Origin of the sequence: Burkholderia sp. Bp9090, from assembly GCF_003857985.1 — a bacterium.
Taxonomy (GTDB): domain Bacteria; phylum Pseudomonadota; class Gammaproteobacteria; order Burkholderiales; family Burkholderiaceae; genus Burkholderia.
Genome location: NZ_QTPV01000018.1, coordinates 67,622 through 84,639 on the forward strand (window position 1 = coordinate 67,622; position 17,018 = coordinate 84,639).

The following is a 17,018-nucleotide window of genomic DNA, read 5'->3' on the forward strand; positions in this document are numbered from 1 at the left end:
CCGCATAGGGTTGTCTGACGGAGCGGGCGGCGCGAAGCGGTACGCGGCGAGCCTCCCTGCTCGCACGCGGCGCTACCGGCATGTCCGCTCCGGAAAGTTTCGTCATCGGCAGAACACGACACGCTGCGTGTAGATCTGCGGTTCGACGACGGGCCGCGCGGCCTGGTTGAGTTCCTCGCGATACGTGCGGTAGGTCTTGCCGTTCACCGTCACTTGCGTCGCGGGCGCCGTCTCGATCGTGTTCAATCCTTTGCGCTGCCAGTCGCTGACCCGCGCCGACGCGGACAGGTTCGACTCGCCGGCGATCTTCTGCGTGATCGCACTGCTGTCGCTCCACGGCTGTGTCTGCATGTCCTCCGCGTGCTGCATCGCGCCGATCGTCTTCCCGGTCGCGGTCGGCCCGTTCTGCGCTTCGAACGGCGCGCCGCGGCCGTACACCGGCGATTGCCACGACGGGGCGTGTCCCTCCTCCGGCATCATGTAGACCATCTGCGGATCGCCGACCATCATCATCGGCACGCATGCCGTGTTGTCCGCGCGGCCGAGCGTCGTCAGCGCCTGCTGGACGCTCGCGGCGTTCGCGAGGGTCTGCTCGCTCAGGATGACAAAGACCGCGGGGTTCTGGAAAACCGACTGTGCGGCGGCTTGTGTGTCGGCCAGCAGCAGCGCGACCAAAAAGATCCTCATGATTGAGGCCTCCTCGTACCCTCGTCAGGCAAAAAGAGGTGTTGACCTCGGGGAGGGATCAACACCCGTCCAACTTGCACCGTGCGTCGCACAGCGGATCCCGGCGTTCCCGTGCGGCCCGGCTTGCCGGTCGCGCGGAAGCGTCGCCCGCGTGCTTACGACGATGTGCTCGTCGAGATGACGGTCGGAGCCGGCATCGCCGGCGCGGCCGGGGCGACCTGCTGGTCGGCCGCGGCCGGGGCTGGATCCGGCGCGGCCGGCATGTCGGCGGATTCGACCAAGCCGGTCGCCTTTGCGTCGACGGCTGGCGTGTCGGCAGCGGCTGCCGCCGTGGCGCGCGACGCGGCCTCCGGTGCGGGCGCTTCGGCTGCCGCCTGCGCTGCCGGCTCGGCAGCCTTCGCATCGACCGCGGCCTCGGGCGCTGCAGCGTAGGCCGGGGCCGATGCGGCTTGCGTGGTGTCCGGCACCTTCGCGTCGACGGCAAGCGCTGCCGGGGCTTGCGCTGCGGTGTCGGTTGCAACCGGTGCCGGTTCCGGTGCCTTGTCGGCGACCGTCGACGCGGGTTCCGGCGCCTTGTCGGCAACCGCCGGCGCGGGTTCCGGCGCCATGTCAGCGGCCGCCAGCGCGGGTACCGGCGCCTTGTCCGCAACCGCTGGCGCAGATTCCGGCGCCTTGTCCGCGAAGCCCCCCGCGGCAACGATGGCGGCACCCGGCACCGCGCTCATCGCAGCCGGCGCGCCTGCGGGCGCGGCACTCACCGCGGCCGGGGCAACTGCCGGCACCACGCTCATCGCAGCCGGTGCAACGGCAGGCGCAGCACTCACCGCCGGTGCTGCCGCGGCAACCGGCGCGGTGACGACGGCAGGCACGACGGCAGCCGCTTGCGATGCCTTCACGGCGGCCGCCTGCGTCGCGGCAGGCACCGCGCTGACCGCCGGCGCGACCATCGACGGCGCGGGCACCGGAACCGGAATCGGCGCCGCCTGGACCGCGGTCGTCGCCACCGGGCGCGTCAGCACGGGCGCGGCGGCATCGAGCGGCGGCAGGCCCATGCGATTGCGCACGAGCGGATCGCGATACTTCACGTCGTCGGCGACGGTCGCTTCGGCGGACGGCGCCACATTCGAGCGCGCGAGCGGCGTAGTCGTGCCCGGGCACAGATGCCCGGTCGCTTCCACCGCGCGCCGGTTCGCATCGCTCTGGCAGAGCAGCGCGAGCGCGACGTCGGTCAGCCCCATCGCGCGGAATTCCCGCGCATCGAGACGACGCACGCACGCCTGGTCGACCAGGGTCGTGCCGCCCGTCGCGCCGAAGCCCGGGAACGACACGCCGACGCTCACCGAGCCCATGCAGGTATCGGACAGCGTGGTCGTGAGCCCGGGCGCCTGGATCGACGGGTTCGTCTTGATCGTCTGGGTACCCGAATAGTTGACGTTTTCCGACGTCTGGGTGTTGTAGGGATTGGTGCCGGGCGAGCCGGCCGACTGGAGCGAGCTCACGCTCTGCGGCGTCACGTTCGAGCCGCCGCTCGTGCCGGATGGCATCGTAACGTTCACGTTCACGCTCGAATTGCCGCTGCCGCGCACGCCGCTCGTGCTGGCACTGCTGGCGTTGCCGCCGCGCGAACTGGTGACATTCGTGTTCATGCTCGAGCCGCCGCCCTGGCTGATCGCCGTCGACGACGTCGAGGACTGCGAACTTGAAGTCGAGTCGGCAGTCTGCGCCTGGGCACCGATTGCGGCCATCGCGAACATTGCGGCACATGCCGCCCTGATCTTGTTGCTGTTCATTTCACTCTCCGGACGAGGTTTGACCTCCGACCCAGGCAACCGCACTAATTCCCCCGAATGCCTTCAGCTTTGCCCGCTTCCCCGAACTGCTTCCAGCCGCTACCCAGCTGGGACCACGAACCGCCCGACATTCCCGGCCACGCCAGGGAATCCGGTGCGCCGATGGCACTGCCCGACGAAAGCGTGTGTTGTTCTGACGGATTGGTTGCAGGGTTCGACGTCTGCAAATTTGATTGCACGTCCTGGGCAGCGCGGTCAGCGCAATATGCCGTCAGAGACGCGAGCATCAGAGCGGCGGCAATCAGGTTCTGCTTCATGCCAACTCCTTACTTGAACAACAGTGCGGAAAAGAGACCAGCGTCGCTGGGAAACTGGTCCCCCGCACCCGACTAGTGACTGCTCCCGGTCGCGCTCGAACTCCCCTGGCTTCCGCCCGATGCAGACGGCGAACCGGCCGGACCGGTACTCCACACGGTCGACGCGTTGTAGTGATTCGAACCCGCGATCGCGCCCGACCCACCGCTGCCCGTCAACCCGGCAGCACCCGCGTTGGCGATACCCTGGTCGTTCCCGCCGCTGGCCGTGTAGTGGTTCGCGCCGAGGACGATCGTGGCGGTCACCCCTCCCGACAGCGCATTCGCGTTCTCGTTCGTGCTGCTGTTTCCACCGTACGAACCTGCGGCACCGATACCGCCGCCTGCCGCGAACGCGCCCCCGTTCGAGCCCCAGCCGCTGGCCGTCGAAGTCGAGTTGTGGAAGGCCGATGCCGTGCCGGTGGAACCAGCGGGTGTCACGGTACTTCCTGCGCTTGCGCCCGCGACCGAATTCGAATTGCTCGTATAGCTGCCTGAGCCGACCAGCACCGAACCGGACACACCCGCTGCAACGGATTGCGTCTGGTTGGTCGTGGACGGACCGGCGGCCAATACGGCCGACGAAAGGACGGTGAGCGCTGTCGCTAAAATGACTTTGGCTTTCATAGCAATTCCTTGCCGTGAGAAAGTTTGGTGGCGAGGTCGCCGGGCTCGCCCTCGCGAAACGAAACCCGGCGTCCGTGCCACCAGCCAATGACGAACGCTGCGCGCCGCGGCTCAGTGGTGATACGTCCAGCCGATCGAGCCGGCATTCGCACCGCTGTTGCCGCCCGCTTGCGCGCCGCCGAAGCCGAAGCCGCCCACCGTCGACGTTTGGACGTGGCTCGTGTACGAGATCGAACCGCTGCTGCCGCCGCCAGCCGTGGCACCGGCTGCGCCGAGTGCGGCACCCGAATCGGTCGCGGTGAAATGGCCGAATCCGGCAACCCCGGCAATCGTCGAGCCGCCGCTCGACGAATTGCTGGTCGATACCGTGCCGCTGCCGGCGAATGCTGCACCCGAAACCGCCAGAACTGCGACTGCAATCAGAAGCTTCTTCATGGTCGACTCCATAACGGCGTGGACGGAACAAGCGAGGAAAGCTGCACGCCTTCAACTTTCCAGCCCTGAGCAATCCCCATAACATAAGGATCACTATCTAATTACAAAGAATTTATTCATCTCGAATCCGATGGCCGCGCAATTTTTCGGCGATCCGAATCCTGGTTTCGTATTTTTTTAGTTTTCCGAAATTTTATATTTATTCTCGATATGAGTTATCGATCATTTATCAATCGGAAAACGAATCGACGCACGCACCCGGAAACAGGCATTCGCCATTCGGGATCAGTCGTTTTCGAAATTTGCTTACACGGCATACCGGCACATGGCATCCGCTTCAGCGATCGAAAATGCGTGAGTACAGTTATCTACCGTGAATGCAGTGCCATCGAAAACATGCGCGTTATCGCGGCGATAACGGGCCTGCATTACAGTCAGGCGGCATCGCTTCTCCCTGGGCTACCGATCAAAGATCTTCCGGGCAATCCGGCCGACGGGTATGCGAGCTAGTCCAGCCACCGCAGGCATCGACCCGGCGCAGCGGATACGGCTCGGCACGAGCGGAAACGATTCGGCGTCGAGCCGTCCGGCACGGACAGCATGGCCCATCCGGACGAGCTGAATGAAGGGGAGCACGGCTGTCGGCCGGTTGTCGTGAGAAACGACAGGCGGTCCAGCACGCGCAACGCGCGGATACCGGGAAACCGGCAACGAACCCGCGAAGCTGGCACTGCATCGCGAGTCCTGTTCCGAGCTGTCCGACTACCCCACGGGTGCGCAAGGAATGCGCGCATCAAGTTGTTGCTTCTGGTCTTCATCGCTATTTCCCCGACTGCTTATTGACGAACGGGCCGCCCCCCATCTTTGTTGCATCAGGTCGACCGCTCGCCGGTGCGTCCAATATCGCAAACGGCATGCCATGCGTGATTCCACCGATGGTTGCGCGTCGCGTATCGTTCGCGGCGCCCGCAATATCGCCGGGAATCGAATTTTTTGTTTCAGGAATGTATCGCGATAACGCTCGGCAGCACGCGCCGATCATCGAATGGCGCGAAGCAATGCCGGAAAAGGCGGACGAACGCGGCCCGCGGGGCCGCGCGCAAGGCGGTGTCGAACGGATGTTTCATACTTGAGAACTGCACCGTCGCATATCCCGGCCGATGTACATTTCGGCCCCGGCAAACCCCCTGCCGCAGCCCGTTCGGCAGCCTTCCCGTACGCGAAAAAATCGTGAATCGAAGCGCGCGACAACCGGTTCTGCGGGACCCGCGCGGCCGACATCGCTATCGTTCCGGACGTGCGCACCCGCCGCCGCGAAACGCAATTGATTCATCCGTGAAAATACCGACGATATCGAGCATCGGCCGGCGATGCGAACGCGCGGCAAAAACCGGTAAATACGACGCTGGTCGACATGGCTTTCACACCGCATATCGGAAAAAACGACGGCACGTGCGCCATGCGGCCTTGAACGCACTTTATCGATTTTTACTGTTTTCCTTCAATTCACCGACATCCAGTACCGGCAACCATCATGCTCCAACGGCTGGGATGAGAACACGCGCTGCGCGCGAGAAACATTTTCGAATCGATACCGGCTGCGAATCTCATCGCGCGAAACATGGTCGTGAAATGCGCGATCCATGCAGAATGTGCGGGGCGGAGCGGCGTTATTGCGCGTTTCGGTCCGTCGGTTCGCATCCTGCCGGCATTTTCCGTATCGGTTCGCCCGTTCCCGGGATGCATGCTTGAAACAGAAGTTCGTGCGCGGCGCGGCGGCACGCTCCGCTGTCCCGTTGCGCCTGCGTGCGGCGGCCATGGCACATCGATTGCGTGTCATCCCGTTCCGGCGAGCCGCGCATCGCGCGACGAAGCCAGGCCGGATGCGGTCGACACGACCGGCACCGCCGTCAGGTGCCGAGCAATTCCTTCTTGCGCAGATGCACGACATCGCGCATCGGCGGCGCGCCGAACAGCCGGCTGTATTCGCGGCTGAACTGCGACGCGCTTTCATAGCCGACGGTCGCCGCCACCGACCCGACGTCGCCGCCCTGCCGCAACAGCAAACGCCGCGCCTCGTGCAGCCGCAGCTGCTTCTGGTACTGCAGCGGACTCAGCGTGGTCACGTGCTTGAAGTGATGGTGCAGCGACGACACGCTCATGTTGACCGCCTGTGCGAGCGTGTCGACGCGCATCGGCTCCGCGTAGTGATCGCGGATCCATTCGATCGCACGCGCGATCCGGTGCGTCTGGCTGCTCGCGACGGCCATGTGCCGCAGCCGCGTGCCCTGCCCGCTCGTCATCAGCCGGTACAGCAGTTCCTTTTCGATCAGCGGCGCGATCACCGGAATGTCGGCCGGCGTATCGAGCAGCCGCAACAGCCGCAGCGCGGCATCGAGCAGCGGCGGCGTCAACTCGGCGAGCGCGATGCCCTCGCCTTCCGGGCCCGCATCGGGCTCGGGCAGCCGCATCTCGGCCGCGAGTTCGACGATGCGCTGCAGATCGAGCGTGAGCGACAGGCACAGGTAAGGCGCGTCGGGCGACGCCTGCGTGACGCGCGAGAGGATCGGCAAGTCGATCGACGTAATCAGGCAATTGCGCGTGTCGTATTCGTAGGCCTGGCCGGCCACGATCACGCGCTTCGCGCCCTGCGCGGCGATCACGAGCGCGGCACGCGACACGCCGCAGCCGAGATCGACCGGATGCGCATGCCGATGCAGCATCAGCGCCGGCACGGCCGTGGAGTGGGAGCCGTCCGTCGGCGCGAAACGGCCGATCAGCGACGCCAGTTCGCGCCGCCCGGATTCGCGCGACGCCGCGATATCGGTCATGTCCATGACGGATTCCTCGCCTCATTTCCCTGAATCGCGGGAGCATAGCGAATCGCTCGCCGCCGCGCCGGGGATTTGCAGGATTGTTCAATAAATTTGCAGGATTGGGTAGACGTAAAAATCGGCCGTTCGCGCACACTGCCACCTGATCCGGCGCATGCCGGGTTTTCCCCACGGAGACAAAAAATGCCCACCACGTTTGTCCTGAACGGCAAGAGTGTCACGCTCGACGCCGATCCGTCGATGCCCGTCCTCTGGGCAATCCGCGAGCACGCGGGGCTGACCGGCACGAAGTTCGGCTGCGGCATGGCGCAGTGCGGCGCGTGCACCGTCCATCTCGAAGGCCAGGCCGTGCGCTCGTGCGTGCTGCCGCTCGCCGGCATCGCGGGCAAGCACATCACGACGATCGAAGGCCTCGAGAGCAAACCCGCGCAGGCCGTGCAGGCCGCCTGGGTGAAGCTGCAGGTGCCGCAGTGCGGCTATTGCCAGTCCGGCCAGATCATGTCGGCAACCGCCCTGCTCGAACAGAACCCGAAGCCGACCGACGCGGACATCGACGCCGCGATGAACGGCAACATCTGCCGCTGTGCGACCTACGCCCGGATCCGGGCCGCGATCCACGACGCGGCCGCGACGCTGGGAGCCTGACCATGACGATCGAACTCGACAACGCCGGCTCGGTGCGACCGTCGCGCCGCACGTTCCTGAAGGCCGCGGGTGCCGCGGCCGCCGTCAGCCTGACGATCGGCTTCGAATGGGCCGGCCTCGGCCGCCGCGCGCTCGCCGCGACGGCGGCCGCCGCCGACTTCGCGCCGAATGCATTCCTGCGCATCACGCCCGACGGCAAGGTCACGGTCATCGCAAAACATGTCGAAATGGGCCAGGGCGCGTACACGGGCATCGCGACGATCGTCGCCGAGGAACTCGACGCGGACTGGTCGAGCGTGCGCGTCGAAAGCGCACCGGCCGATGCGAAGCGCTATGCGAACCTCGCGTTCGGCACGATGCAGGGCACGGGCGGCAGCTCGGCCATGTCGAACTCGTGGCAGCAATTGCGCGAAGCGGGCGGCAAGGCCCGCGCGATGCTCGTGTCGGCCGCGGCGGCGCGCTGGAAGGTGCCGGCCGGCGAACTGACCACCGCCAACGGCGTCGTCACGCATGCGAAGAGCGGCAAGACGGCCGCCTACGGCACGCTCGTCGCCGACGCGTCGAAACTGCCGGTGCCCGACAAGGTCACGCTGAAGCAGCCGGCCGACTTCAAGCTGATCGGCCATCGCATTGCGCGCGTCGACGGGTCGGCCAAGTCGAACGGCACCGCGCATTTCACGCTCGACACGACCTTCCCCGGCATGCGCGTCGCGCTGCTGCAGCGCCCGCCGCGCTTCGGCGCGACGGTCAAGTCGTTCGACGCGACGGCCGCGAAGGCCGTGCCGGGCGTGGTGTCGGTCGTGCAGGTGCCGGGCGGCGTCGCGGTCGTCGCGAACGGTTTCTGGGCCGCGAAGCAGGGCCGCGACGCGCTGAAGGTCGACTGGGACGAAACCAACGCCGAAAAGCGCAGCTCGGACCAGCTCATGCGCGAGTACCGGCAGCTCGCCGCGCAGCCCGGCGCGTCGGCCCGCAAGGACGGCAATGCCGACGCGGCGATCGCGGGCGCCGCGCGCAAGGTCAGCGCGACCTACGAATTTCCGTATCTCGCGCACGCGCCGATGGAGCCGCTCGACGCGGTCGTCAAGCTGAGCGCGAACAGCTGCGAGATCTGGGCCGGCGACCAGTTCCAGACGGTCGACCAGGGCAACGCCGCCAGGGTCGCGGGCCTGAAGCCCGAGCAGGTGCAGATCCACACGCTGTACGCGGGCGGCAGCTTCGGCCGGCGCGCGAACGCGTGGTCGGACTACGTGGTCGAGGCCGTGTCGATCGCGAAGGCGCTCGGCGCGGACGGCAAGCCGGTCAAGCTGCAGTGGACGCGCGAGGACGACATCCAGGGCGGCTTCTATCGCCCGATGTACTTCCACAAGCTCGACGCGGGGCTGACCGCGGACGGCCGGCTGGTCGGCTGGCGCCACCGGATCGTCGGCCAGTCGATCCTCGCCGGCACGCCGTTCGAGGCGTTCATGGTCAAGGACGGAATCGACGCGACGTCGGTCGAGGGTGCGGCGAACCTGCCGTACGCGGTGCCGAACGTGTCGGTCGAACTGACCACCACCAAGGTCGGCCTGCCCGTGCTGTGGTGGCGCGTGGTCGGCAGCTCGCACACGGCCTACGCGGTCGAGGCGTTCATCGACGAAGCCGCGCACGCGGCGGGCAAGGATCCGTACCTGTTCCGCCGCGACCTGCTCGCGAAGGAGCCGCGGATGCGCGCGGTGCTCGAGCTGGCCGCGCAGAAGGCCGGCTGGGATCCGGCGAAACCGCTGCCGAAGGGCCGCGGGCGCGGGATCGCGGTGGCCGAGGCGTTCAAGAGCTACGTCGCGCAGGTCGCGGAAGTGTCGGTCGACGCCGACGGCAAGGTGAAGGTCGAGCGCGTGGTGTGCGCGGTCGACTGCGGGATCGCGATCAATCCCGACATCGTCGCCGCGCAGATGGAAGGCGGCATCGGCTTCGGGCTCGGCGCGGCGCTGCACAGCGCGATCACGCTGAAGGACGGCCATGTCGAGCAGCGCAACTTCGACGGCTATCACGTGCTGCGGATGGCGGAGATGCCGAAGGTCGAGGTGCATATCGTGCCGTCGGCGGAAGCGCCGACCGGCGTGGGTGAGCCGGGTGTCGCTCCGGTCGGGCCGGCGGTCGCCAACGCGATCTTCGCGGCGACCGGCAAGCGGCATTACGTGCTGCCGTTCGATTCGGGCGATACGGCGAAGACTTGACGGGCAGAACGAAGAGACGCCGGGCCGGCCGCGTGACGGGAACGTTGCGCGGCCGGTTTTTTATTGCCGAGCCTGCGGCTTCCAATGTAGGGTTCCAAGTCGGCAAAAATCTTCTGCAAACCATTGATTCACTTATAAAAACGGCTAACCCGGATAGGGTTCGATGTAGGGTTCGTCATCCGCCCGAAACCCGTTCGCGCTGGGCGAACCGCGCGTTCCGCACGTTACGCCGCCCGTAACGTCCGTAACGCCCGTAACGCCCGTAACGTTCCCGCCGGATGCTACGTAACAATCCTTCAATGTTGCTCCGACCCTTCCGAAGCACACCACACGCCCCACGTTAAAAATTCTTTTAGATTCAAGGCTGGCGCGCCGCCCACCCCGCCCCGACCACCCGTCGATTCCTGTCAGCCCGTCCCTGGCCCGGAAGTTGCGGTACATGACTCGCAAACACTCCTTTACGGACATGCGAGGGCCAACATGGATTGCAAATACCTGTACATCGACAACATAAAAATCAACTTCGTGCGCCGCACGATCGAAATCGACAACAAAGTCGTCGACGTCACGCCGCGTGAATTCGATGTCGTCGAATTCCTGCTCGACAACATGAACAAGATCGTGCCGCGGCAAGCGATCCAGGAAGCGGTCTGGGGCCGCGAGCTCGGCGTGTCGTCGCGCACGCTCGACACCCATATCTCGCGCATCCGTTCGAAGCTGCAGCTCGATCACGACAAGAACCTGCGGATCATCCCGATCTATGCGGTCGGCTATCGGCTGGTGCTGTTCGGCGCGGCCATGACGCACGTCGAACGCCACGATGTGGCGCCGATCCTGCGCGCCGCACCGCAGCAGGCGCTGGCCGCCGACTACGCGTAACGCGTAGCGGCTCACCTGCGCGCCGCCGCAGCGCGGCGCGCCGACAAGGCTCCTCCACGGCGCTGCACGCGCGACCCGGAGCGTCTCGTGGCCGGGCACGCCTTCCCCGCCGCGACACGACCGCCGCCATCGGGCGGCGGCCGCGTTTGCGGCAGTCGCATGCAAGCGCGCGTGCCGTCGATTAGCGGCTGCGCTATCGCACGCCACGCCGCCGCGACACCGCGCCGACCCACCACCGCCCCGCCACGCCCCCCGACAAAAGGCTTCGTAGCTCGCCGCCACCCGCGCGGCCCCGCGCTGGACACGACTACGGATTCCGGCGCGGCACGCGGCCGGCGGCGTCCCTACAATCGACGCAGCAGCCGCGCGCCCCCTGCGCCGCCGGCCACAACAACCCGTCGAACCAACGCCGAATCCGCCCTGATCCCGCCGTGCCTGCGCTGTCCCTGACGAATGCCGACGCCGGCGACGCCGCGAATCGGGCTCCGCCCGCCGCCGCCACCCCGGCCGCCGCCGCGCCCGCCACCCCGCCCCCGCCGGCCGCGGTCGCGCTCGACGCGTCGCCCTGGCTACCGCGCCTGTCCGCCGCCGCCGCGCGCGGGCTGTCGCATGCGTACGGCGCGACGGCCGCGGTCCCGGTCACGCTCGGCGAACACGCGTACGAGGTGCGCTGGCGCGTCGATGCCGAACCGGCCGCCGACGCGCATGCCTACCGCTTCGTCATCGGCCCGGCCGCCGGCACGCTGTGGATCGATCCGGTCGCGGAAAGCGCATGGCTCGGCGACGCGGCCGACCCGGCCGTGCCGGCCGTGATCCGCGCGGCGCTGCTCGCCGACCTCGCCGCGCCGCTCTCGGCCGTGTTGCAGGCCGCGACGCGGCAGCGCGTGGAATTGCTGCCGCCGCCGGCGAGCGTGCCCGCGTGGCGCACCGCGCCGGCCGCGCTGCGCTTCGAGCTGCGTCGCGCCGACGGCGCCTGGCGCTGCCACGGCGCGCTGCTGTTCGATGCGCCGGACGCGCTCGCGGTGTTCTTCGCAGCACCGACGCCGGCGGCCGCGCGGCCCGACACCCGCGCCGCGTATGCGGGCCTGCCGGTGCCGCTGGTATTCGAGATCGGCCGGACGGAGCTGACGATGGCCGAGCTGGCCGACGTCGTCGGCGGCGACATCATCGCGATCGAGCGCTGGCGCGCGCACGAGCAGAACCTGCTGTGCGTCGCGCGGGTGCCGGCCGCGCCGGCGTGGGAGATTACCGGACGGCCGTCGGGCAACCGGCTGACCGTCGAACGAATCAGGGAGATGCCTTTGGAACCGACCCGCACCGACACCCCGCCCGCAAGCGCGCACGATGCGCCGCCCGACGATGCGCCGCGCTCGCTCGGCGGCCTCGCGGTCGACCTGCGTTTCGAATTGCCGCCCACATCGATCCCGCTCGGCGAACTCGGCGCACTGCAGCCGGGCGCGGTGATCGAGCTGCAGCAAGGCATCAACCAGAGCGTGATCCATCTCGTCGCGAACGGGATGCTGATCGGCACCGGCCACCTGATCGCGGTCGGCCAGAAGCTCGGCGTGCGCGTCGTCACGCTGACGCAGCCCGCGCCGCGCGAGCGCTGAACGATGGGCAGCCTGCCGAATCCGGTCGCGCTGATCGCGGTGATCGCCGCGCTCGGCATCGCGCCGTTCGCCGCGCTGATGGTGACGAGCTATACGAAGCTCGTGGTCGTGCTCGGCCTGCTGCGCTCCGCGCTCGGAATCCAGCAGGTGCCGCCGAACCTCGTGCTGAACGGCATCGCGCTGATCCTGTCGCTGTTCATCATGGCGCCGGTCGGGATGTCGATCCGCGACGCGCTGCAGGCACGCCACTTCGACGCGTCGGGGCAGCTGTCGACCGCCGATATCGGCGCGCTCGCCGATGCCGCGCTGCCGCCGGTCAAGGATTTCCTGGTGTCGCACACGCGGCAGCGCGATCGCGAATTCTTCGTGCGCACGGCAACCTCGGTCTGGCCGAAGAACCGCGCGGACGGCATCAAGGACGACGACCTGCTCGTGCTGGTGCCGAGCTTCACGCTCGCCGAGCTGACCAAGGCGTTCCAGATCGGCTTCGTGATCTACATCGTGTTCATCGTCGTCGACCTGCTGGTCGCGAACATCCTGCTCGCGCTCGGGATGCAGATGATCTCGCCGACGACGATCTCGGTGCCGTTCAAGCTGCTGCTGTTCGTCGCGCTCGACGGCTGGTCGCTGCTCGTGCACGGGCTCGTGCTGTCGTATCGCGTGGCGGGGGCGGGATGAACGCGCGCGCGTTGCGCAGCGTCGTGCCGAACCTGCGCGCAGTGATCGCGCCGGCCGTGCTAATCGCGCTGGCGTTGCTGCTCGCCTGCGCGGGCCTGCAGCCGCGCAGCGCGCACGCGGCCGGCAGCGCCGCCGGCTTCGCGCAGCTCGCGCGCGCGTGCGCGCCGAACGTCGATCCCGACACGCTCGCCGCGCTGGTGCGCACCGAATCCGGTTTCAACCCGTATGCGATCGGCGTGGTCGGCGGCCACCTGACGCGCCAGCCCGCGTCGCTCGACGAAGCGCGCGCGACCACGAGCGAGCTGGCCGCGCGCGGCTTCAGCTACAGTGTCGGCCTAGCTCAGGTAAACGAACGAAACTTCGCGAAATACGGCCTCGACGACACGACGATGTTCGAACCGTGCCGCAACCTGCGGGCGGGCGGCGCGATCCTGACCGAATGCTTCGCGCGCTCGTCGAACACCGGCCGTCCCGCGCAGGCCGCGTTGCGCGCGGCGCTGTCGTGCTACTACAGCGGCAACTTCACGACCGGGTTCTCGAGCGGCTACGTGAGCCGCGTCGTCGCGAGCGCGCAACGCAATGCGCGCGAAGGCGGCGTCGAGCCGATTCCGGTGGTGAGCGATACGCCGCCGCCCGCGCGACAACGGCGCATGGACGCGGCCGCGACCACGCCGCCCGAACGCGCGCGCAGGCTCGCGTCGCCCGCGGCCTCCGCCGACGCGCCGTCGTGCCATGCGCGCCCGGTCGTGATGATGTGCCGCGGCTTGCCGGCGAGCCAGGCGAAGCGGCTGTGCGTGCGCTGTCTCGATCAGTGAGCGTCGACGCGACGCCGGCATGACGTGCATCGGATGACGCGGCGTGCCGCATCGCCCCGCTTCATGCGGCGCGCCGTGCCTCCAGCCATGCCTGGCACATCCGAACCGCGCCGCGTCATCCCGCTTCATGCAGCGCGCTGTGCCTCCAAGCGTGCGCGAAACTTCGGCACCGCCCCGCTTCACGCAGCGCGCTGCGCCTCCAGCCACGCCTGGAACATCAGCACCGTCCACAGCTGGTGCTGCCAGTTCATCCGGCCCGACTGGTGCTGGCGCCACAGCCGGTCGACCGCCGCCGCGTCGAAGAAGCCCTCGTCACGCAGCCGCGACGGCTGCAGCAACGCGTCGGCCCAGTCGCGCAGCGCGCCGCGCAGCCAGTGATCGACGGGCGCGCAGAAGCCCTGCTTCGGCCGGTCGATCAGCGCCGACGGCACGTACCGGTCCAGCAGCCGGCGCAGCAGCGCCTTCGACTGCCCTTCCGGCAAACGCACCGACGCGGGCACGCGCCATGCGAATTCGACGACGTGATGATCGAGGAACGGCATGCGCGTCTCGAGGCTCACCGCCATCGCCGCGCGGTCGACCTTCGCGAGGATGTCGGTCGGCAGGTACGTGAGCGTGTCGATCGCCATCGCCTGCTCGGCGAAGCTCAGGTTCGCGGGCCATGCGGACACCGTATCGAGCGGGGTCGGCGGTTCCTTTCCGGCCAGCGCGATGCGCTCCGGATGATGCACTGACGACATCAGCAGCCGGTACAGCGCGATGCGGCTCTCGGCCGTCATCACGTGGCCGAGCTTGTGCAGCCGGTCGCCGATGCGGGTCGCCGAGTCGCGCGCTTCCACGCCGCTCCATGCGCCCTGCGCGACCGCCGCGAGCTGGTCTGCATGATCGGGACGCAGCGCATGCAGCGCGGCGGCGATCCGCGCGCGCACCGCCGCCGGCACGCGATGCAGCTTGCGCCACAGGCGCGGCGTCAGGAAGTAGCGCGTATAGCCGCCGAACAGCTCGTCGCCGCCGTCGCCGGACAGGCTCACCTTCACGTGCCGGCGCGTCAGCTCCGACACGAGGAAGGTCGGAATCTGCGACGCATCGGAGAACGGCTCGTCATAGATCGTCGGCAGTTTCGGCACGACGCCGAGCGCATGGTCGGCCGTCACGTAGAGCTCGGTATGCCGCGTGCCGAGGTGGCGCGCGACCGCCTTCGCATAGCCGGCCTCGTCGTAGCCGGCCTCGTGAAAGCCGATCGTGAACGTGTCGACCGGCTTCGCCGACTGCGCCTGCATCAGCGCGACGATCGCCGACGAATCGATGCCGCCCGACAGGAACGCGCCGAGCGGTACGTCGGCTTCCATCTGCCGCGCGACGGCCTGGCGCAGGATCGTGTCGAGCTGATCGACGGCCTCGTCGGCGCTGCCCTCGAATGGCTGCTCGCGGCCGGCTTCGATCGCCTGCTCGAGCGTCCAGTACGCGCGCAGGCGCGGCGTGTCGCGCGCATGCTCGAACTGGATGAAGGTGCCCGGCGGCAGCTTGCTGATGCCGCGATAGATCGTATGCGGCGCGGGCACGCTCGACTGGCGCAGGTACAGGCACAACGCGTCGCGATCGATCGTGCCGTCGAAGCCCGGGTAGCCGCGCAGCGCCTTCAGCTCCGACGCGAACACCAGTGCGTCGCCGATCCGGCCGTAGTAGAGCGGCTTCTCGCCGATCCGGTCGCGCGCGAGCGTCAGCACCCGCGACGCACGATTCCACAGCGCGAACGCGAACATGCCGGTCGCGCGCCGCAGCGCCGCCTCGACGCCCCACGCGGCGATCGCCGCGATCAGCACCTCGCTGTCGGAGTGGCCGCGCCACGCCGGTGCGCGACCCGCGCGCCCGAGCTCCGCGCGCAACTCGCGATGGTTATAGATTTCGCCGTTGAAGACCATGACGTAGCGGCCGCACGCGGATGCCATCGGCTGCCGGCCGTGGACCGACAGATCGACGATCGCAAGCCGCCGGTGGCCGAGCGCGATACCGGCTTCCGGGTCGACCCAGAGGCCCTGCCCGTCGGGGCCGCGATGCGCGAGGCTCGCCGTCATTCGCGCGAGCGTGCCGCGCGCTGTCTCCTCATCGAAGGCGACGCTATTCAGAAAGCCGTCGATTCCGCACATTGATTTGTCTGCCTCTGTTGACCTGTTCCGTCAGCGGCGGCGCAACCTCGCAGCCCGCCGTCCGGCTGACGGTCGAGCCATATTACGAAGAAATAAATCAGCAATAATTCATGGGTGAATCTCGGACGACCCCGGAAAAAAACCGGCGTCAAGCACTGCGTGCGACCGGCCCGGTGAAGCGGAAACGGTTCCGCATCACGACGCATCGCTGAACCGCGCGCCTTTCGATGTTCCGGCCCCGACAGTTCGAGCACGTCAGGCCGCGCCGGTCGCCCACTTCAGCAACTGCGCGACTTCGCGGAAATGCCGTTGCTGGATCGTGCCCTTTTCTGGCGTGCTCTCGTACAGCGCCTGCGCGAGGCCGGCGTTCGCAAGCGTCGGACGCAGCGCGTCGCGCGCGAGCCGTACGATCCGCTCGGCCGCCTCGCCCTCGCCGCGCGCGAGCACCCATGGCAGCGTGCCGACGCCACCGTAATAAAGCGCGACTGCGACGCTCGACGAATAGACGACCACCGACGCGAAGCCGATTCGGTCGGGCAGCGACGAGAACTGCGCTTCGCGCGCGAGCTGCCGGCGCTTCGCCTCGATGTGCGGGTCGCCTTCGTCTTCCTTGTGCTCGCGCCGCACTTCCTCGATCGACATCTTCATCTTCTGATTGAACTTGCGCCGCTGGTGCACGATGTCGATCAGCGCCATCACGATATAGATCAGCGCGGCCCAGCCGAACAGCAGCATCAGCAGCTTCACGATCAGCGCGAGAATCGACATCGGCCGCGTGAAGCCGGACTGCACCGCCGGGTCGAGCGACTCGACGATCAGCCAGCCGAGCGTCGCGACCAGCAGCACGGTCTTCAGCAGCATCTTCGCGAGGTTCACGAGGTTGCGCATCGACACCATGTTCTTCAGCCCCTCGGCGGGATTGAGCCGCGACAGCTGCGGCACGAGCCGGCTCCACGCCATCACGCCGCCCACCTGCACGAAGCCGGCCAGCAGGCCGGCCAGCAGCCCGGCCGCGACGATCTGCGCGGACAGCAGCGCCCAGTCGCGCGCGGCGCCGTCGATCAGCACCGCGAGCCGCGCGGAAGGATCGCTGGCGCCCGCCGCATCGAACACGAGCCGGAACAGCGCCTGCAGCCGCGCGAACAACGTGCCGAGCCCGACCGCGAGCGCGACGCACACGCCGACGAAGAACGCGGACGAGATCGTCTCCGCGCTCTTCGGCACGTCGCCTTTCTGCCGCGCCTCGCGCAGGCGCTTCGCGGTCGGCTGCTGGTTCTTTTCGGCCATCGTCGCTCCGGTTCCGGC

The 17,018-nt window shown here is 68.0% G+C and carries 15 protein-coding genes; 7 read left to right on the plus strand and 8 right to left on the minus strand.

Annotated features, from left to right (window positions below):
* Nucleotides 1-102: 102 nt before the first annotated feature.
* From DIE16_RS18285 to DIE16_RS18305, 5 genes are all read right to left on the minus strand, one after another.
* Nucleotides 103-687, minus strand: a complete 585-nt coding sequence (locus DIE16_RS18285; RefSeq protein WP_124893021.1) for a hypothetical protein — start codon at nucleotides 685-687, stop codon at nucleotides 103-105.
* A 155-nt stretch (nucleotides 688-842) separates the two neighbouring features.
* The gene (locus tag DIE16_RS18290) at nucleotides 843-2,477 is read right to left on the minus strand and encodes a chemotaxis protein CheA (RefSeq protein ID WP_124893023.1); all 1,635 of its coding nucleotides are present in this window, start codon (nucleotides 2,475-2,477) and stop codon (nucleotides 843-845) included.
* Between the two features lie 44 nt (nucleotides 2,478-2,521).
* Nucleotides 2,522-2,794: a hypothetical protein gene (locus DIE16_RS18295; protein ID WP_124485386.1), complete on the minus strand. Its 273-nt coding sequence runs from the start codon at nucleotides 2,792-2,794 to the stop codon at nucleotides 2,522-2,524.
* A gap of 72 nt (nucleotides 2,795-2,866) precedes the next feature.
* Nucleotides 2,867-3,457, minus strand: coding sequence for a hypothetical protein (locus tag DIE16_RS18300; RefSeq protein WP_124485385.1), 591 nt, complete (start codon nucleotides 3,455-3,457; stop codon nucleotides 2,867-2,869).
* A gap of 111 nt (nucleotides 3,458-3,568) precedes the next feature.
* Nucleotides 3,569-3,892, minus strand: a complete 324-nt coding sequence (locus tag DIE16_RS18305; RefSeq protein ID WP_124485384.1) for a hypothetical protein — start codon at nucleotides 3,890-3,892, stop codon at nucleotides 3,569-3,571.
* 773 nt (nucleotides 3,893-4,665) lie between these two features.
* Between DIE16_RS18305 and DIE16_RS18315 the strand changes: the two genes are divergently transcribed.
* Nucleotides 4,666-5,025 (plus strand): hypothetical protein, encoded by a 360-nt coding sequence (locus tag DIE16_RS18315; RefSeq protein ID WP_124485382.1) that lies wholly within the window; start codon nucleotides 4,666-4,668, stop codon nucleotides 5,023-5,025.
* Nucleotides 5,026-5,802: 777 nt separating this feature from the next.
* Here the strand turns inward: DIE16_RS18315 and DIE16_RS18320 are convergent.
* Nucleotides 5,803-6,729: an AraC family transcriptional regulator gene (locus DIE16_RS18320; protein ID WP_044846637.1), complete on the minus strand. Its 927-nt coding sequence runs from the start codon at nucleotides 6,727-6,729 to the stop codon at nucleotides 5,803-5,805.
* Nucleotides 6,730-6,909: 180 nt separating this feature from the next.
* On the opposite strand from DIE16_RS18320, the gene DIE16_RS18325 reads away from it, so the two are divergent.
* The 6 genes from DIE16_RS18325 to DIE16_RS18350 all read left to right on the plus strand — a co-directional run bounded on the left by DIE16_RS18325 (nucleotide 6,910) and on the right by DIE16_RS18350 (nucleotide 13,566).
* Nucleotides 6,910-7,371 (plus strand): (2Fe-2S)-binding protein, encoded by a 462-nt coding sequence (locus DIE16_RS18325; RefSeq protein WP_044846636.1) that lies wholly within the window; start codon nucleotides 6,910-6,912, stop codon nucleotides 7,369-7,371.
* 2 nt (nucleotides 7,372-7,373) lie between these two features.
* Entirely contained in the window at nucleotides 7,374-9,584 is a 2,211-nt protein-coding gene (locus DIE16_RS18330; protein ID WP_124893025.1) for a xanthine dehydrogenase family protein molybdopterin-binding subunit, read from the plus strand.
* A 480-nt stretch (nucleotides 9,585-10,064) separates the two neighbouring features.
* Nucleotides 10,065-10,463: a winged helix-turn-helix domain-containing protein gene (locus DIE16_RS18335; RefSeq protein ID WP_044846633.1), complete on the plus strand. Its 399-nt coding sequence runs from the start codon at nucleotides 10,065-10,067 to the stop codon at nucleotides 10,461-10,463.
* A gap of 431 nt (nucleotides 10,464-10,894) precedes the next feature.
* Nucleotides 10,895-12,073 carry a type III secretion system cytoplasmic ring protein SctQ gene (sctQ, locus tag DIE16_RS18340; RefSeq protein WP_124893027.1) on the plus strand — a complete coding sequence of 393 codons (1,179 nt, stop codon included), beginning with the start codon at nucleotides 10,895-10,897 and terminating at the stop codon, nucleotides 12,071-12,073.
* Between the two features lie 3 nt (nucleotides 12,074-12,076).
* Nucleotides 12,077-12,751: a type III secretion system export apparatus subunit SctR gene (gene sctR / locus DIE16_RS18345; protein WP_044847619.1), complete on the plus strand. Its 675-nt coding sequence runs from the start codon at nucleotides 12,077-12,079 to the stop codon at nucleotides 12,749-12,751.
* Nucleotides 12,748-13,566, plus strand: coding sequence for a lytic transglycosylase domain-containing protein (locus DIE16_RS18350; RefSeq protein ID WP_124893029.1), 819 nt, complete (start codon nucleotides 12,748-12,750; stop codon nucleotides 13,564-13,566). The genes sctR and DIE16_RS18350 overlap by 4 nt, the downstream gene beginning before the upstream one ends.
* 179 nt (nucleotides 13,567-13,745) lie before the next feature.
* Here DIE16_RS18350 and asnB read toward each other — a convergent pair whose 3' ends face one another.
* Together asnB and DIE16_RS18360 are read right to left on the minus strand one after the other, a co-directional pair.
* On the minus strand, nucleotides 13,746-15,713 hold the full coding sequence (gene asnB / locus DIE16_RS18355; protein ID WP_124893031.1) for an asparagine synthase (glutamine-hydrolyzing): 1,968 nt from the start codon (nucleotides 15,711-15,713) through the stop codon (nucleotides 13,746-13,748).
* A gap of 255 nt (nucleotides 15,714-15,968) precedes the next feature.
* Entirely contained in the window at nucleotides 15,969-17,000 is a 1,032-nt protein-coding gene (locus DIE16_RS18360; RefSeq protein ID WP_124893033.1) for an EscU/YscU/HrcU family type III secretion system export apparatus switch protein, read from the minus strand.
* Nucleotides 17,001-17,018 lie beyond the last annotated feature (18 nt).